Source organism: Kribbella sp. NPDC048837 (assembly GCF_055586945.1).
This window is the reverse complement of record NZ_JBVJHF010000003.1, coordinates 455,816-470,899: the sequence shown is the minus strand read 5'-3', so window position 1 is coordinate 470,899 and position 15,084 is coordinate 455,816. Positions and strand designations below refer to the sequence as shown.

Genomic DNA, 15,084 nt, shown 5'->3' with positions numbered 1-15,084 from the left:
GCAGTTGACAGGAGGCGTGGATCAGCCAGGGCGATGAGGCGGAGATCCTGGCTCGGGTGCGCGGTGGGGAGTCGGCCGCGTACGGCGAGCTGGTGCTGTTGCACGCCCAGGTCGCGAAGCGTACGGCGGTGTTCCTGGGCGCGGGCGCGGATGCGGACGACGTGGTGCAGGAGGCGTTCGTCAAGGCCTACCGGGCGCTCGGGAGCTTCCGCGCCGGTTCGGCGTTCCGGCCGTGGTTCCTGCGGATCGTCGCCAACGAGACCCGGAACGTCGTGCGGTCGCGCGGCCGGCGATCCCGTCGTGAGGAGCTGGCCGCCCCGCTGGACGTCGTACTGGATCCGGCGGAGCAGGCGGTGTCACTGGAGCGGCGGACCGAGCTGCTGGCCGCCGTACGGGCGCTGCCGGACCCCATGCGTCTCGTTGTGACCTGTCGCTACCTGTTGGACCTGGACGAGCAGGAGACGGCCGTGGTGCTCGGCTGGCCTCGGGGGACGGTCAAGTCCCGGCTGCATCGGGCACTGGGCCGGCTACGGGACGCGCTACCGGACAAGGAGGTGCAGCGATGAACTTGGACGACGAACTGCGAGTCCTTGGACGTTCTGCCGTCGTACCTCCGGTCGACGAGGAGCTGACCGCCGCAGTGCTCACGCGGGTCGCGGATCTGCCCGTCCGGCGGCGGCTGCGGGACAGATGGCGTGCGTTCCTGGCCGGCTTCCTGATTCTGCTCGCCGGTGTGGCTCTGACACCACCGGTCCGCGCGACCGTCGCGGAGTGGCTGCGGATCGGGGGAGTGCAGGCCCAGCCGGTCGGCACCGGTCCGAGCACCGCGCCTCCGGTGCCCGGAGTCACCGGGCGTCTGTCGCTGGAGGAGGCGGAGCGGACCGCCGGGTTCAAGCCTGCTCTGCCGCGGGACCTGGGCGCCCCGGTCGGTGTGGAGGCGTCCAAGGGGTTCGTGGCGATGAGCTGGGACGGCGTGCGGCTGGAGCAGTTCCAGTCGGAGGTGTCGCCGCTGTACTTCAAGAAGTACTACCAGAGCCTGGAGTTCGTGCCGGACCTCGACGCGTTCTGGTTCAAGACGCCGCACGAGCTCGTGCTGGCTGATCAGCGAGTGGTCCGCATTGCCGGGCCAACGCTCGTCTGGGTGCGCGGAGGGGTCACCTTCCGGCTGGAAGTGGCCGACAAGGCCCGTGCGGTCGAGCTGGCGCGCGGAACCTTCTAGCCGGTCGCGGTGTATCCGGGGTGAGTCCTCGTCTTCAGGGAGAGCCACCATGGTCCGCCGTACGCTCACACTGCTCGCCGCCCTGTTCGCCGTCCTCGCCCTCGGCACCACCCCCGCGCACGCGGGCGGTCCGACCAGCGTCCTGCTCAGCGCGCCACCGCACGTCCTCGCCGTCGGCTACCAGGATCCTGCGTACGGCGAACTCCAGCGGGTGACCGAGAACGGCGGATCAACCAGCGCCGGGAGCTCGGGCGACGTCGAAGAGCACGCCTCGGGTCACTTCGTCCGCGCCACGTGGCTGATCCACGACATGTCGGTCTGGCGGATCGACATCATCTACCCGGACGCTCCCGGCGGGCCCTGGATCGCGACCACCGAGTCGCTGACGACCGGCAGCATGCCCGAGACGCCGACGTGGCACAAAGCCGCCGATCCGGCCGGCTTGGCGAAGCTCCTCGGCTCCCTCAAGCTCCTGGACGGCCAGACCTTCGACGGTGGCCCCACGACCCTCGACTTCGTCCCCGCTCCGGCCACCGAGCCCACGCAGGCGCCGGCCCCGGCGCAGGCTCAGGTCGACTCGACCGGCTTCTTCACCGGCTGGCGCTGGACCATCCCCGGCTTCCTCGTCGGCGCGGTAGCGGCTGTACTCGCCATCCGCCTGATCCCGAAACGCCGCTGGGACCTGGTGGACGTCGAGCCCTAGACGTCGGCCGCCAGTTCGAAGCCGTCGAAGAGTCTCCCGCCGTACGCGGCGAGGATGTCGTCCACGGCCTCGGCCAGATTGTCGCCGTCCGCTCTGACCCCGTCCATCAGCGCCTGGGCGTGAGTCGTCCCGTGCGTGGAGTCGTAGGCGACGACCTCTCGCAGAAGACCCTTGCCGGTGCCGGACCACTGGCCGGCGCCGGTGAGGAGGAGACGGGCGGCGTCCTGCCAGAGGACCGAGGCGATCGCCGTACGTTCGTTGCCTGAGGCGTCGGACAGGTCGTCCAGGAGGTTGGTGATCGTGTAGCGGAGGAGATCCCGCTCGGTGGTGGTCAAGGGCTTGGGCCCGGCTGCCACCTCGGCCGAGCACGCCTCCTGCAATCGCGCTCCGGAGCCGTCGGTGTCCAGGAGGACGAGGGACTCGCCGACGAGCCGCATCATGGTCGGCTGACGACGGTCCTGGTCCTTGGCGCTGAAGTGAGCCAGCGACTTCTCGGTGTGCACGAACAGCTCCACCGGCCACCCGCCGTACTCCAACGACTTCCGCATCGGGGCGGGCCGGCCGTCCAGCAGCACGGTGATGTCCAGGTCGGACGTCGGTGAGGCGTTGCCGCGCGCCACGCTTCCGCCGAGCCACGCCGCGCGTGCGGCGGGGAACTGCTCGGTCACGAGTCGCAGGGCGATGTCTTTCGGCTCCATCAGGTCAGTTTCAGCCAGTGCAACAGGTCGCGATAGGCATTTTCCGGCTGGATGTGGCCGCCGCGGTACGGCATCCGTTCGGCGTGAGCGATCTCGGCCGCGAGGATGTCGGCGTACTTGTGCGCACGCTCGTCGGCCGAGCCGTACCAGATGCTGACCGGGACCCGGATGTCGCCGAGCTGGAAGCCCCAGTCGGTGGCGAACGCGACATGGTCGTCGGTCCAGCCGTCGTGGCTGGTGACGAAGGTGGCGGTGAGCCGCGCCATCGCCGCGGGATCGTCCCGGGCCGGGGGAGCCGGCGGGGCGGGGGAGTGCGGGTCGGGCGGGAACTCCGGCCCACCGGCGTCGACGCGCGCCATGATCTGCCGGGCGGTGTCCTCGAGCAGCGGCCGGATGTGCTGCTCGCCACGTGCCGCCAGCCAGGACGTGCGGTTGCGTCGCGGGTCGTCCTTCTCGTCGTCCTCGGTCGGCTCAGGCCCGTCCACGATCGGCGGCGCGTTGCTCCCAATCACAGCGCACCGGGTCACGCGGTCGGGGATGAGTGCGGCACACGCGAGAGCATGCGGTCCGCCGCCGGATCCGCCGGTGACGGCGAAGCGGTCCCAACCGAGGGAATCCGCCAGCGCCACGGCGTCCGCCACCACAGAAGCCACCGTCCGACCCGGCTGCCGCGTCGAGCCGCCGTACCCGGGCCGGTCCGGCATCACCATCCACAGACCCGATCCCTCGATCGCGCGGACGGCGTCCGGCCGTTTCCACCGGGTGCTCGGCGTCCCGCCGAACGACATCACCGGCGGACCGCCGACGCTGCCGTAGACGGAGTACCGCACCGCTCGCTCGCCGACCCGCACCTCGCCATCCACGAGCGGAGCGTAACCGGGCCTGAACAGCTATCCGAATGTGGAGTTCCCGAGTCGGGATTCTCGGGATTCGAGATGACTCCAGCGTGGTGGGAGGATGCGGCCTTAGTGTCCCGTGAGCGCTGCAGCGCTCACGGAACGCTGACGTTTGTCGGCTGCGTCATTCGAACCCTGTCGGGAGTGCTTGTGAGTTCCTCGGTCGCCGGGACCGTTTCGCCGACCCGGCAGGCGTTGCGCCGGCTACGGCGGGATCGCAGTGCGCGGGTGGGCGCCGTACTGGTCACCCTGCTGATCCTCATCGCGGTGGCCGCGCCGTTGCTGGTGAAACTGTCGGGACAGGACGCGTACACGTACCACATCGACCTGCTCGATCCGGCCCGTGGCAACGCCCCGAAGGGCGCCCTCGGCGGTGTCAGCGCCGACCACTGGTTCGGCGTCGAGCCGTTGACCGGCCGCGATCTGTTCTCGATCACGGTGCTCGGCCTGCGGACGTCGCTGTTCATCGCGATCGTGGTCACGCTGATCACGACCGTCGTCGGCACGCTGGTCGGCATCAGCGCGGCCTACTTCGGCGGCTGGTACGACGCGATCGCGTCCCGGCTGCTCGACTTCCTCTTCGGCTTCCCGCAGCTCGTCTTCATGATTGCCCTGGGCATCATTATCCCGGCCCGCTTCCCGCGCTGGCTGCTGCTGATCCTGGTCCTCAGCGTGTTCGGCTGGGCCGGCCTGGCCCGGCTGATCCGCAACCAGGCGAAGTCCCTGGTCGCCCGCGAGTTCGTCGAGGCGGCCCGCAGCGTCGGCTCGTCCGGCTGGCACGTGATCACCCGCGAACTGCTGCCGAACCTGCTCGGCCCGGTCCTCGTCATCGCGACGCTGGCCATCCCGGGCTACATCGGCGCCGAGGCCGCGCTGTCCTTCCTCGGCGTTGGCGTACCACCGCCGACACCCAGCCTCGGCCGGTCCATCTCCGACTCGATCGCCTGGGTCTACACCGGCGCGGATCCGTGGTTCCTGGTCTTCCCCGGCACCATGCTCTTCGTCGCCGTCCTCGGCTTCACGCTGCTCGGCGACGGGGTCCGCGACGCGTTCGACGTCCGGCTGCGGAGGACGAGCTGATGCCCGACCTCGCCTGGTTCGTGACCCGCCGCCTGTTCGCGGCCCTGCTGGTGATGCTCGCGCTCAGCCTCGCCGTCTACCTGATCTTCTACGCGATCCCCGCCGACCCGGCCCACCTGGCCTGCGGCAAGCCCTGTACGCCGGACCGCCTCGAGCAGGCCCGGCACTTCATGCAGCTGGATCAGAGCACGCTGCAGCAGTACCTGAACTTCCTCAAGGGCGTCTTCGCCGGCCGCACGTTCGGCGACGGGGCGGCGGCCGTGCATTGCAACGCACCGTGCTTCGGCTACTCGTTCCCGCTGGCGCGGCCGGTCACCACGCTGATCCTCGACCGGCTGCCGGTCACCGCGTCGATCGCGATCGGCGCCGCCATCCTCTGGCTGATCTTCGGGGTGTCGCTCGGCGTGATCGCCGCGCTCAACCGCGGCCGGTTCCTCGACCGGTTCGCCGTCGGGATCGCGCTGATCGGGGTGTCCACGCCGTCGTTCCTGCTCGGCCTGCTGGCGATCCTGGTCTTCGGGTTCTGGCTGAACATGGTCCCGGTCAACGGCTACGTCCCGCTGACCGAGAGCCCGGTCGACTGGGCCTGGCACCTGATCACGCCGTGGCTCGTGCTCGCGGTCCTGCAGGCGGCGGCGTACATCCGGCTGACCCGGGCGCAGATGCTCGAGGAGCTCAACCTCGACTACATCACCACCGCCCGGGCGAAGGGTGCCGGTGAGCGGCGGGTGGTGATGACGCACGGACTGCGCGGCGTCATGGTGCCGATCATCACGCTCTTCGGCCTCGACCTCGGTGCTCTGCTCGGCGGCGCGATCCTGACCGAGAAGGTGTTCAGCATGCAGGGCCTCGGCGACTTGCTGATCAGCGCGGTCGCCCAGCTGGACGTGGCCGTGGTCGTCGGCGTGACGCTGTTCTCGGCCTTCCTGATCATCCTGGCGAACCTGGTGGTGGACATAGTGCACGGTGTGCTCGACCCGAGGGTGAGCCATGGCTGAGCCGGTGCTGGAAGTGCACGACCTGCACGTCACCTTCACGACCGAGGGCGGCCTCGTCCCGGCCGTCGACGGGATCGACTTCTCGGTCGCGCCCGGCGAGACGCTCGCGATCGTCGGTGAGTCCGGCTCCGGCAAGAGCGTCAGCTCGGCGGCCGTGATGGGCATCCTGCCGTCGAACGCCGAGATCACCGGAGAGGTGCTGCTCGACGGCCGCGAGCTCATCGGCCTGCCGAACGACGAGCTCCGCAAGGTCCGCGGCAACGACATCGCCCTGGTCTTCCAGGACGCGCTGTCCGCCCTGAATCCGTACTACAGCGTCGGCTGGCAGGTCGCCGAGGCGTACCGGCTGCACCACGACGTCTCGAAGAAGGTGGCGCGTCTGCGCGCGGTCGAGATGCTGGACAAGGTCGGCATCCCGGACGCGGCCCGCCGGGTCGACAGTTACCCGCACGAGTTCTCCGGGGGAATGCGGCAGCGGGTCGTGATTGCTATGGCTCTGGTGAACGACCCCAGAGTGCTGATCGCGGACGAGCCGACGACCGCACTCGACGTGACCGTGCAGGCACAGATCATGCGTTTGCTGGCCGACGTCCAGGCGGAGTTCGGTACGGCGCTCGTCCTGATCTCGCACGACCTCGGAGTGGTCGCGGAGGTCGCCGACGACGTCCTGGTGATGTACGCCGGGCGCGCGGCCGAGCGGGGCACGGTCCGGGACCTGTTCTCCCGGGCGGCCCATCCGTACAGCCTGGGGCTGCTCGGTGCCATGCCGCGGGTCGACGTACCGCCGAAGCCGCGGCTGACCACGATCCCCGGCAGCCCGCCGTCACCCGGGTCGATCACCACCGGCTGCCCGTTCCAGCCGCGCTGCGCCTACACACACCTGGTCGGTGAACGCTGCATCACCGAGCGTCCCGAGCTCACCCCGCGCCCCGGCGAGGGTGATCACGAAGCCGCCTGCCACCTGGGCCGGAGGCCGGCCGATGTCTGACGAACTGCTCCACCTCAAGAACGTGAAGAAGTACTTCGGTCTGCGCGGTGTGCCGTGGCGCGAGACCCAGGCGGTCCGCGCGGTCGACGGCGTGAGCTTCGTCGTCCGCAAGGGCGAGACGGTCGGCCTGGTGGGCGAGTCCGGCTCCGGCAAGTCCACGCTGGCCCGGGTGGCGACCCGGCTGCTGGACCCGACCCAGGGCCGGGTCGAGATCGGTGGTGCCGACGTCACGACGGTCCGCGGCCGCAGGCTCCGGCCGGTCCGGCGGAAGATCCAGATGGTCTTCCAGGACCCGCAGGCGTCGCTGAACCCGCGGCAGTCCGTCGGCACCATCCTGAGTACGCCGTTCCGCGCGCAGGGGATCAAGCCGACCCGGGCGCAGCTCGTCGAGCTGCTCGAGCAGGTGGGGCTGGCCGAGCAGCACCTGGAGCGCTACCCCCACGAGTTCTCCGGTGGTCAGCGGCAGCGGATCGGGATCGCCCGAGCGCTGTCGGTGAAGCCGGAGCTGCTGGTCTGCGACGAGCCGGTGTCCGCGCTGGACGTGTCCGTCCAGGCCCAGGTGCTGAACCTGCTCGCCGACCTCCGCGACGAGCTCGGCCTGTCGTATGTGCTCGTCGCTCACGACCTGGCCGTCGTACGGCAGGTGGCCAACCGGCTGGCCGTGATGTACCTCGGCACGATCGTCGAGGAGGGACCGGCCGACCAGGTGTACTCGGCGCCGGCCCATCCGTACACGAAGGCGCTGCTGTCCGCGGTCCCGGTGCCTGAGCCGGGCGTGGTCCGCGAGCGGATCGTGCTGACCGGCGATGTGCCCACGCCGATCGCGCCGCCGTCGGGCTGCCCGTTCCGGACCCGGTGTTACAAGGCCGAGGACGTGTGTGCCACCGAGCGACCGGTCCTCGAGCCGGTCCACGGCAGCGCCGAGCACCGGGCCGCCTGCTACTTCCCTGAGCCCCCCACCTCCTGAGAGGACACAATGAAACACCTAACCCGAGCGGTCGCGGTTGCGGCCGCGTTGGTGCTGGCGGCGGCCGCCTGCAACGCCAACGACAAGTCCACTGCCGGCAGTGGCAGCACGGCGGCCGCGGAGCAGGGCGGCACCTTCCATGTGCTCAGCACGAGCAAGGAGATCAGCCTCGACCCGGCCAAGAGCCAGAACCTGGGCACCAGTTCGATCCACCTGGTGCTGCGCGGCCTGACCTCGTGGAAGACCGACCCGGGCAAGGCGGCCGAGCTGGTCCCCGACCTGGCCACCGACACCGGTCAGGTCAGCGACGGCGGCAAGACCTGGACCTACAAGCTGAAGCCGGGCCTGAAGTACGCCGACGGGTCGACGATCGTTGCCGCTGACATCAAGTACGGCATCGAGCGGTCGTTCGCGCCGGAGCTGTCCGGCGGCCTCGGCTACCACAAGTCGCTGCTGGTCGGCGGCGACAAGTACCAGGGCCCGTACAAGGGCGGCGAGCTGGCCTCGATCGAGACGCCGGACGACACCACAATCGTCTTCAAGCTGAACAAGCCGTACGGCGACTGGCCGTGGATCGTCAGCATGCCGGCCTTCTCGCCGGTGCCGAAGAAGGCCGACACCGACCCGGCACACTACGGCGAGAAGCCGATGGCCAGCGGCCCGTACCAGGTCGAGTCGTACACCCCGGGCTCGAAGCTCGTGCTGGTCCGCAACCCGAACTGGGACAAGTCGACCGACCAGGCCCGGACCGGTCTGCCGGACTCGATCGTCACCGACATGGGCCTGCAGCCCGACGTGGTCAACCAGCGGCTGATCGCCGACTCCGGCGACGACCAGTTCTCCGCCGCCACCGGCGTCTCGGTGCCGGCCGCGCTGATCCCGACGATCACCGGCAACCCGGCGGTCAAGGCCCGGGTGGCGACGTCGCCGGCCGGCGCTCTGCAGTACCTGGCGATGAACACCAAGCGCCCGGCGCTGGCCAACGTCGAGGTCCGCAAGGCGATCCAGTACGCCGTCGACAAGCAGGCCGTCCAGGTCGCCGAGGGCGGTCCGGAGTACGGCGGTGAGATCGCGACGACCCTGATCACGCCGGGGATCGACGGCTACACGAAGTACGACCTGTACCAGGCGCCGCCGGCCGGCGACCCGGAGAAGGCCAAGCAGATGCTCGCGGCCGCGGGCGTCAGCAACCTCAACCTGGTGCTGGCCGCCGACAACACGACCGGTCTCGGCGTGGCGCAGGCGATCCAGCAAGGCCTGAAGCGGGCCGGGATCACGGTCACCATCAAGCCGCTCGACTCCGAGCCGCTGACCGACCTGATTACGGGGAACAAGCCGGACTTCGACCTGACCGTGTCGAGCTGGCTGCCGGACTTCCCGAGCGCGATCGGCAACATCCAGCCGCTGTTCGCCTCGTCGGAGATCGGCAACGGCGGGTACAACATCTCGCGCTACTCCAACCCGGCGGTGGACTCGGCGATCGCCGCGGCCACGGCCGAGTCGGACCGGACCAAGGCGGCCGGGATGTGGGGCGCGGTGGACCAGCAGATCATGGCCGACGCGCCGATCGTCCCGCTGATCTACGCCCGCAACGCGTTCCTGCACGGGTCGAAGGTGCAGAACTTCTACCTGCCGCCGTACCCGCCGTACCCGAACGTGCTGATCGTCGGTCTGAGCAAGTAACTCAGGTCCGTCCGTCGGATTCCTGAGCTTCGAAGAGGGTCGGCTGGGTCTCGTCATCGAGTCCCCAGTCGGCCCTCATCACCGTGTAGCCGGCCTTCTCCGCGGCCGCGCAGACCTTGACGTCGTCGTCGACCAGGACGGCGACCGGGCGCTCCTCGGCGAGGCGCTTCAGCCGGCCGAGCTTCATCAGCACCGACGGGCGGCGGTCGGTGTTGCCGCGCATGTACACCTTGCCGTCGGGGAAGCCGTTGGCCTCCAGCCACTTCAGCGTGTCCCGGCGCAGTCGCTCGGGCCGGCCGGTCAGGTAGACGATCTCGTGGTCGGCCGCCAGCGTCGTCGCGACCGCCAGCCCCTCGTCCAGGACCGCGTCCTCCTTCGCGTGCGCGAAGAACGAGTCCCAGTCCTTCGGCCGCTTCGCCAGGAAGTGGATCCGCTTGCTGGTGTCGGACAGCGTGGCGTCGATGTCGAGTACGGCGTACGGCCGTGGATCGTCAGGCACGTCGTCCAGCTTCCCAGGTCCGCCGGTCGACGGCGTACTCGACCTCGCCGAACTCGGTGCCGGGCAGCGGATCGTCGAAGTGCTCGTGGAAGATCCGGACGAACCGCAGCCCCGAGTGCCGCATCACCGCGCGGGACCGGTGGTTGACCGCCATGGTGTCGGCGATCACCCGCTCCATCCCGAGCTCGCCGAAGGCCTTGCCGATCAGGGCTCGTGTTCCCTCGGTCGCGTAGCCCTTGCCCCATGCGGCCCGCTTGAGCCGGTACCCGACGTCCGCGGTCGTGGCGTCGGCGGTCGGCTGCAGCCCGAACCAGCCGATGAACGCACCGTCCGACGTCTGCTCGGCGGCGAACGTGCCGAGCCCCGGATGCGTCTCGTAGACCTTGAGGATGGCCGGCAGGACGACGTTCTCGATCTCCTCGCGCGGCGTCGGCTTCCCGGTCAGGAACCGCATCACCTCGGGATCCGAGTCCAGCCCGACCAGTAACTCCCCATCGGTCGGCGCGAACCGCCGCAACCGCAACCGTTCCGTCTCCACGCTCCTGACCCTCTCATCCGGCGGTGTCCGGAGTGTGGGCGGTGTGCGGGTGCTGGGTGTGTTGGTTGGGCGGTTGTCGGCAGGGCAGGTTAGCGTTCTCAGCGCGATGGACGAGTCGATCACGTTTCTGCACAGTTCGGACTGGCAGCTGGGGATGCTGCGCCGGTTCCTGGGCCCGGACGGCCAGGCCCGGTGGGGGCAGGCCCGGCTGGATGCTGTCGCGCGGATCGGCGAGGTCGCCGAGGCCACGTCCGCGGCGTTCGTGGTCGTCACCGGCGACGTGTTCGAGCACAACCAGGTCGAGCGGCAGACCATCCTGCGGGCCTGTGAGGCGCTGAAGCGGATCCCGGTTCCGGTCGTCCTGCTGCCCGGCAACCACGACGCGCTCGAGCCCGGTTCGCTGTGGACCTCGAGTCAGTGGCAGGCGCACGCACCCTCCCACGTGACCGTTCTGACCGGCACCACGCCGCTCGAGATCGTGCCGGGGGTGGAGATCGTCGGCGCGCCCTGGCGGTCCCGCCGGCCGATGTCCGACCCGGCCGCACCGGGGTACGCCGAGCTGACGCCGGCCGGGCCCGGGACGACCAGGATCCTGCTCGCGCACGGCCAGCTGACCAGTCTCTCCGGCGGGATGTCCGACGTACCGACGATCGATCAGGCGGCGCTGGAGGCGGCGGTCGCGGACGGACGGCTGCAGTACGTCGGACTCGGCGACCGGCACTCGACGACGCGCGTGACCGATCGGATCTGGTTCTCCGGGACGCAGGAGGTCACCTCGCCCGAGGAGGACGCTCCGGGCAACGTGCTCAAGGTGACGATCGGCGGCGGCATCGCTGTCGAGCCGGTGCGCGTCGGCGCCTGGCACATGGTCGACCATCGGGTCGAGCTGTTCGACGAGGAGTCGCTGCGGGCGCTGGAGGACTGGTTCGCGGAGCTGCCGGAGAAGGAGCGGACCTACGTCCGGCTCGCCGGTGACGGATCGCTTCCGCTTCCACTGCTGAGTCAGCTGGACGCGATGATCGACGCACAGGGCGAGGTGTTCGCGAGCGTCGAGCGGTGGACGAAGTTCTGGACCGTCCGGCCGGCTCCGGACGCCGCGGACCTGGACGCGTTGCAGCTGAGTGGTCCGGCCCGGGCCGCGATGGAGGAGTTGCGGCAGGCGCTGGCCGGTGGAGATGAAGGCGCGGGCGCCGCGTTGTCGTTGATGCATCGCTTGGCGCAGGACGCGGGATGAGGCTGCACAGCTTGGCGCTGCGGGACTTCCGTGGCGTCAAAGACCGCATTGTCCGGCTCCCCGCGCTCGGCACCACCGTGGTGGTCGGCGACAACGAGGTCGGCAAGTCCAGCCTGGTCGAGGCGTTCGGGCTGATCTTCGACCTGCCCGACGACTCCAAGTCGACCCGGATCCGCGACATCCAGCCGGTCGGCCAGGACGTCGGCCCGGAGGTGACCGTCGAGCTGACACTGGGCGGCCGCGAGCTCACCTACACCAAACGCTGGCTGAAGAACCGCTCCACCGAGCTGGCCGTGGTCGAGCCCGACGGCCGCCGCCGGTCGTGGACCGGCCGCGAGGCGCACAACGAGGCCGAGCGGCTCTTCCACGCGAACGTCGACCCGGTGCTGTGGCAGACCCTGATGGTCAGCCAGGGCCAGTCGTTGGTGCTGCCAACGCCGGCCGACGCGGAGCCGCTGATCACCGCGGTGACGGCCGAGTCCGGGACACCGGTCGACGGCGCGTCGATGCCGCTGGTGTCCGCGGTCGAGCACGAGTACCTGCGCTACTGGACCCGTGGCGGCCGCGCGACCGGTGACTTCGCGAAGTCCGAGAAGGCCGTCGTCGCCGCCGAGCTCGCCGCGGCCCAGGCGCTGAAGGCGATGGAGGAGGTCCAGCAGGACATCCGCCGCGCCGAGCGGCTGACGCTGGACCTCGAGGACGTCACGGGCCGGCTGACCGAGCACCTCACCTCGGTCGAGGCACTGCGCGAACGCAAGAAGGCGACCGACGAGATCCTGCTCCGCCGCGACTCGGTCCGGCACCGCGCCGAGACGGCCCGCGCCCGGCTGGAGAACCACACCCGGACCCGGGTCGAGCGGGAGCGCCTGCTCGACGAGGCCGAGCGGTTCACGAAGACCGATGCGGAGCTGGCCGATCGCCGGACCGATGCGGAGCTGGTCGCCAAGACGGCGGCCGAGATGGTGCAGGCGGCCGAGGCCGCGCTGGCGGAGGTCGTCGAGCTCAAGGACCTCCGGCGGACCGATGTGCAGGAAGCAGAGCGCCGGGTCTCCGAGCTGATGGATCGCGCCGAGCTCGACCGGCTGCTCGGTCAGCAGGCCGAGCTGGTCGACGTCCGCGCGCGGATCGCCGCGGCCGGCACGATCCTGGACCGGATCAAGGTCGACGACGCGCTCGTCGCCGCGTTGGAGGACGCTCGCGCCGCGGTCGTCGAGGCCCGCGCGGCGCTGGCGGCCGGCGTACCGCAGGTGTCGGTACGGCGACTTGGCGCGGAGCCGGTCGAGTTGTCGGGGACCGGGCTGGACGGCGAGGTGCCGGCCGAGCTGGGTTTCGACGAGTCGACCGAGGTGCTGGTCGCCGGTGAGCTAGTGGTCGGCGTGCCCGGGCAGGTCGAGGTGACCGTCCGGGCCGGTGGCGAGGCGGCGACCCTGCGCTCGCGGGTCGACGACGCCGTACGGCGTGAGAAGGATCTGCTGAAGAAGGCCGGCGTCAAGGACGTCGCGGCCGCGCGGGAGTTGCTGCGGAAGGCCGACACGGCGTCGGCCGAGTTGCACGAAGCCCGGCGGACCGAGCGGTCGCTGACGGCGGGCGGCGATCCGGGGGAGCGGATCGCCGTACTGACCGCGCGGCTCGGTGATGAGGACGAGGCCGAGGAGTCCAGCGGGAAGCAGGCCGCGGTCGAGGGTGTCCCTGGGCAGATGTCGCTGTTCGAGGAGTTCGTGTCGCCGCACGACACGCTGTTCGACGACTTCGAGATGCCGGCTTCGGAGCCCGGGGATCTGGCCGGCGCGCAGCGGCAGCTGGAGGACGCGCGGGACGGGCTGGCGGAGGCCGAGCGATTGCTGGCGGATGCGGAGTTCGCGGCGGCGCAGGCGCGGAAGGCCGCGGACGAGGACCGGTCCGAGGCGCAGCAGGCCCGGGCGCGGTCGGAGCTCGCGGGGGAGCGGTTGGCCGCCGCGGTCGAGGCTTTGGAGGCGGCCCGGGCTGTTCTCGACGACGAGGCGGTGGCCGCGGCCGAGGTCGAGGCGACGACCGAGGTCGAGGCCGTGCTCGAGGAGCTGACCGGCGTCCAGGAGCAGGTGGACGCGGCCGGGGCCGATCAGGTTGCGGGCGAGCTGGCCGACGCGTTGGCGGTTGCGACCCGGCTGCAGGGTGAGCGGGACACGTTGCGCGATGCGTTGCGGACGACCGAAGGCCGGCTGGAGCAGTCCGGGCGGGACGGTCTGGCGACGCGGCGCGATGTGGCCGACCTGGAGCTGGACGCCGTACGCGCGGAGCACGACGGACTGCGGCGCCGGGCCGAAGCGGCTCGGCGGGTGCACGAGACGCTCAGCCGGCACCGGGCCGAGGCACAGACGAAGTACTCCGAACCGCTGCAGAGCCGGATCGAGTCACTCGGGCGCAGCGTCTACGGGCCGTCGTTCCGGATCTGGCTGGACGACGACCTGGCCGTCGCGGAACGCGAGCTGGACGGCGTCCGGCTGCCCGTCGAGGCATTGTCGACCGGTGCGCAGGAGCAGCTCGCGATCATCACCCGCCTCGCGATCAGCCACCTGGTCAGCACCGGCGACGGCAGCGTCCCGGTGATCTTCGACGACGCCCTCGGCTGGTCCGACAAGGCCCGCCTCCGCGACATGGGCGCCCTCCTCGGCCGCGCCGGCGACCACGGCCAGATCATCATCCTCACCTGCATGCCCGACCGCTACGAATACGTCCCCAAAGCCACCTTCATCAAGCTGGACGGATGATGCGCTCGGGGGCGCTGTAGACGACGCAGCGGTTGGTTCGGGTGAAGCCGGCGAGGGTGATGTTGGAGCGGCGGGCGAGGTCTACGGCGAGGCTGGAGGGGGCGCCTACCGCGACGATCATGCCGATGCCGGCGGCGACGGCCTTCTGGATGATTTCGTAGCCGGCTCGGCCGCTGACGGCGAGGACCAGGCCTTTGCGGGTGTGGTGGTTGAGGACGGTCCAGCCGACGACCTTGTCGACGGCGTTGTGGCGGCCGACGTCCTCTTTCACGACGATCTTGTGGCCGTCGGCGGTGAACAGGCCGGCCGCGTGCAGGCCGCCGGTCCGGCTGAACGTGGGCTGGGCTTCGCGGAGGAGGTCCGGCAGGCGGCGTACGACGTCGACCGAGACCTCGACGGGGTCGACCGGGTCGTAGTTCCGCTCGGCGAGTTCGTCGAGGCTTTGCTGGCCGCAGACACCGCAGGCCGCGGACGTGACGCCGTACCGCTGGGGTGGTTCGCGGTCGGGCGGGCCGTCGAAGGTGACCGTGACGGTGTTGAACTGCTGCTCCCGCGTCAGCTTCACGTCCGTGCAGTAGGCGACCGAACGGATCGCGTCCGGGCGGACCGCGAATCCCTCACCGAGGCAGAACCCGGCGGCCAGCTCGAAGTCGGATCCCGGTGTCCGCATCGTCACCACCAACGGCTCGGGCGGCCTGCCCGGCCACTCCAGCCGGAGCTCCAGCGGCTCCTCGGTGACGACGACGTCCTCACGCCGCGACGTCCGATCACCGTCCAGCACCTCGACCTTGAACCTCGTGGTGGGGCCTTTGCTCATACCTCCACCGTAGGCGT

At 70.4% G+C, this 15,084-nt stretch carries 15 protein-coding genes; 10 read left to right on the top strand and 5 right to left on the bottom strand.

All coding sequences use genetic code 11. From position 1 onward, the window contains the following. Positions 1–56 precede the first annotated feature (56 nt). The 3 genes from ACZ6O0_RS17860 to ACZ6O0_RS17850 are packed head-to-tail and all read left to right on the top strand — an operon-like array spanning position 57 to position 1,922. Positions 57–566 carry an RNA polymerase sigma factor gene (locus tag ACZ6O0_RS17860; RefSeq protein WP_465766007.1) on the top strand — a complete coding sequence of 170 codons (510 nt, stop codon included), beginning with the start codon at positions 57–59 and terminating at the stop codon, positions 564–566. Beyond that, positions 563–1,219, top strand: coding sequence for a hypothetical protein (locus ACZ6O0_RS17855; protein ID WP_465766006.1), 657 nt, complete (start codon positions 563–565; stop codon positions 1,217–1,219). The genes ACZ6O0_RS17860 and ACZ6O0_RS17855 overlap by 4 nt, the downstream gene beginning before the upstream one ends. 49 nt (positions 1,220–1,268) lie before the next feature. Then, the gene (locus ACZ6O0_RS17850) at positions 1,269–1,922 is read left to right on the top strand and encodes a hypothetical protein (RefSeq protein WP_465766005.1); all 654 of its coding nucleotides are present in this window, start codon (positions 1,269–1,271) and stop codon (positions 1,920–1,922) included. Here ACZ6O0_RS17850 and ACZ6O0_RS17845 read toward each other — a convergent pair. Both ACZ6O0_RS17845 and ACZ6O0_RS17840 read right to left on the bottom strand, forming a co-directional pair. Then, the gene (locus tag ACZ6O0_RS17845; protein WP_465766004.1) at positions 1,919–2,620 is read right to left on the bottom strand and encodes a nucleotidyltransferase domain-containing protein; all 702 of its coding nucleotides are present in this window, start codon (positions 2,618–2,620) and stop codon (positions 1,919–1,921) included. The two genes, ACZ6O0_RS17850 and ACZ6O0_RS17845, sit on opposite strands and share 4 nt — an antisense overlap. Next, positions 2,620–3,483, bottom strand: a complete 864-nt coding sequence (locus ACZ6O0_RS17840; protein WP_465766003.1) for an alpha/beta hydrolase — start codon at positions 3,481–3,483, stop codon at positions 2,620–2,622. The genes ACZ6O0_RS17845 and ACZ6O0_RS17840 overlap by 1 nt, the downstream gene beginning before the upstream one ends. A 183-nt stretch (positions 3,484–3,666) precedes the next feature. On the opposite strand from ACZ6O0_RS17840, the gene ACZ6O0_RS17835 reads away from it, so the two are divergent. From ACZ6O0_RS17835 to ACZ6O0_RS17815, 5 genes are read left to right on the top strand one after another with little or no spacing between them, the layout of a single operon-like run. Continuing rightward, positions 3,667–4,596: an ABC transporter permease gene (locus ACZ6O0_RS17835; protein ID WP_465766002.1), complete on the top strand. Its 930-nt coding sequence runs from the start codon at positions 3,667–3,669 to the stop codon at positions 4,594–4,596. Then, positions 4,596–5,594 carry an ABC transporter permease gene (locus tag ACZ6O0_RS17830; RefSeq protein ID WP_465766001.1) on the top strand — a complete coding sequence of 333 codons (999 nt, stop codon included), beginning with the start codon at positions 4,596–4,598 and terminating at the stop codon, positions 5,592–5,594. The genes ACZ6O0_RS17835 and ACZ6O0_RS17830 overlap by 1 nt, the downstream gene beginning before the upstream one ends. Beyond that, the gene (locus ACZ6O0_RS17825) at positions 5,587–6,582 is read left to right on the top strand and encodes an ABC transporter ATP-binding protein (protein ID WP_465766000.1); all 996 of its coding nucleotides are present in this window, start codon (positions 5,587–5,589) and stop codon (positions 6,580–6,582) included. The genes ACZ6O0_RS17830 and ACZ6O0_RS17825 overlap by 8 nt, the downstream gene beginning before the upstream one ends. After that, a complete protein-coding gene (locus ACZ6O0_RS17820) occupies positions 6,575–7,549 on the top strand; it encodes an ABC transporter ATP-binding protein (protein WP_465765999.1) in 975 nt (324 codons plus the stop codon). Before ACZ6O0_RS17825 ends, ACZ6O0_RS17820 begins: the two co-directional genes overlap by 8 nt. 9 nt (positions 7,550–7,558) lie before the next feature. Then, complete coding sequence (locus ACZ6O0_RS17815) at positions 7,559–9,232, top strand: ABC transporter substrate-binding protein (RefSeq protein ID WP_465765998.1); 1,674 nt, start codon at positions 7,559–7,561, stop codon at positions 9,230–9,232. Between the two features lies 1 nt (position 9,233). On the opposite strand, the gene ACZ6O0_RS17810 is transcribed toward ACZ6O0_RS17815, so the two are convergent. Continuing rightward, positions 9,234–9,731, bottom strand: coding sequence for a phosphatase domain-containing protein (locus tag ACZ6O0_RS17810; RefSeq protein WP_465765997.1), 498 nt, complete (start codon positions 9,729–9,731; stop codon positions 9,234–9,236). Then, positions 9,724–10,269: a GNAT family N-acetyltransferase gene (locus tag ACZ6O0_RS17805; protein ID WP_465765996.1), complete on the bottom strand. Its 546-nt coding sequence runs from the start codon at positions 10,267–10,269 to the stop codon at positions 9,724–9,726. Before ACZ6O0_RS17805 ends, ACZ6O0_RS17810 begins: the two co-directional genes overlap by 8 nt. 106 nt (positions 10,270–10,375) lie before the next feature. Here ACZ6O0_RS17805 and ACZ6O0_RS17800 point away from each other — a divergent pair, with 106 nt between their 5' ends. After that, positions 10,376–11,503: a metallophosphoesterase family protein gene (locus tag ACZ6O0_RS17800; RefSeq protein ID WP_465765995.1), complete on the top strand. Its 1,128-nt coding sequence runs from the start codon at positions 10,376–10,378 to the stop codon at positions 11,501–11,503. Continuing rightward, on the top strand, positions 11,500–14,250 hold the full coding sequence (locus ACZ6O0_RS17795; RefSeq protein ID WP_465765994.1) for an AAA family ATPase: 2,751 nt from the start codon (positions 11,500–11,502) through the stop codon (positions 14,248–14,250). Before ACZ6O0_RS17800 ends, ACZ6O0_RS17795 begins: the two co-directional genes overlap by 4 nt. Here the strand turns inward: ACZ6O0_RS17795 and fdhD are convergent. After that, positions 14,234–15,067, bottom strand: a complete 834-nt coding sequence (fdhD, locus tag ACZ6O0_RS17790) for a formate dehydrogenase accessory sulfurtransferase FdhD (protein ID WP_465765993.1) — start codon at positions 15,065–15,067, stop codon at positions 14,234–14,236. The genes ACZ6O0_RS17795 and fdhD overlap by 17 nt on opposite strands. Between the last annotated feature and the right edge of the window lie 17 nt (positions 15,068–15,084).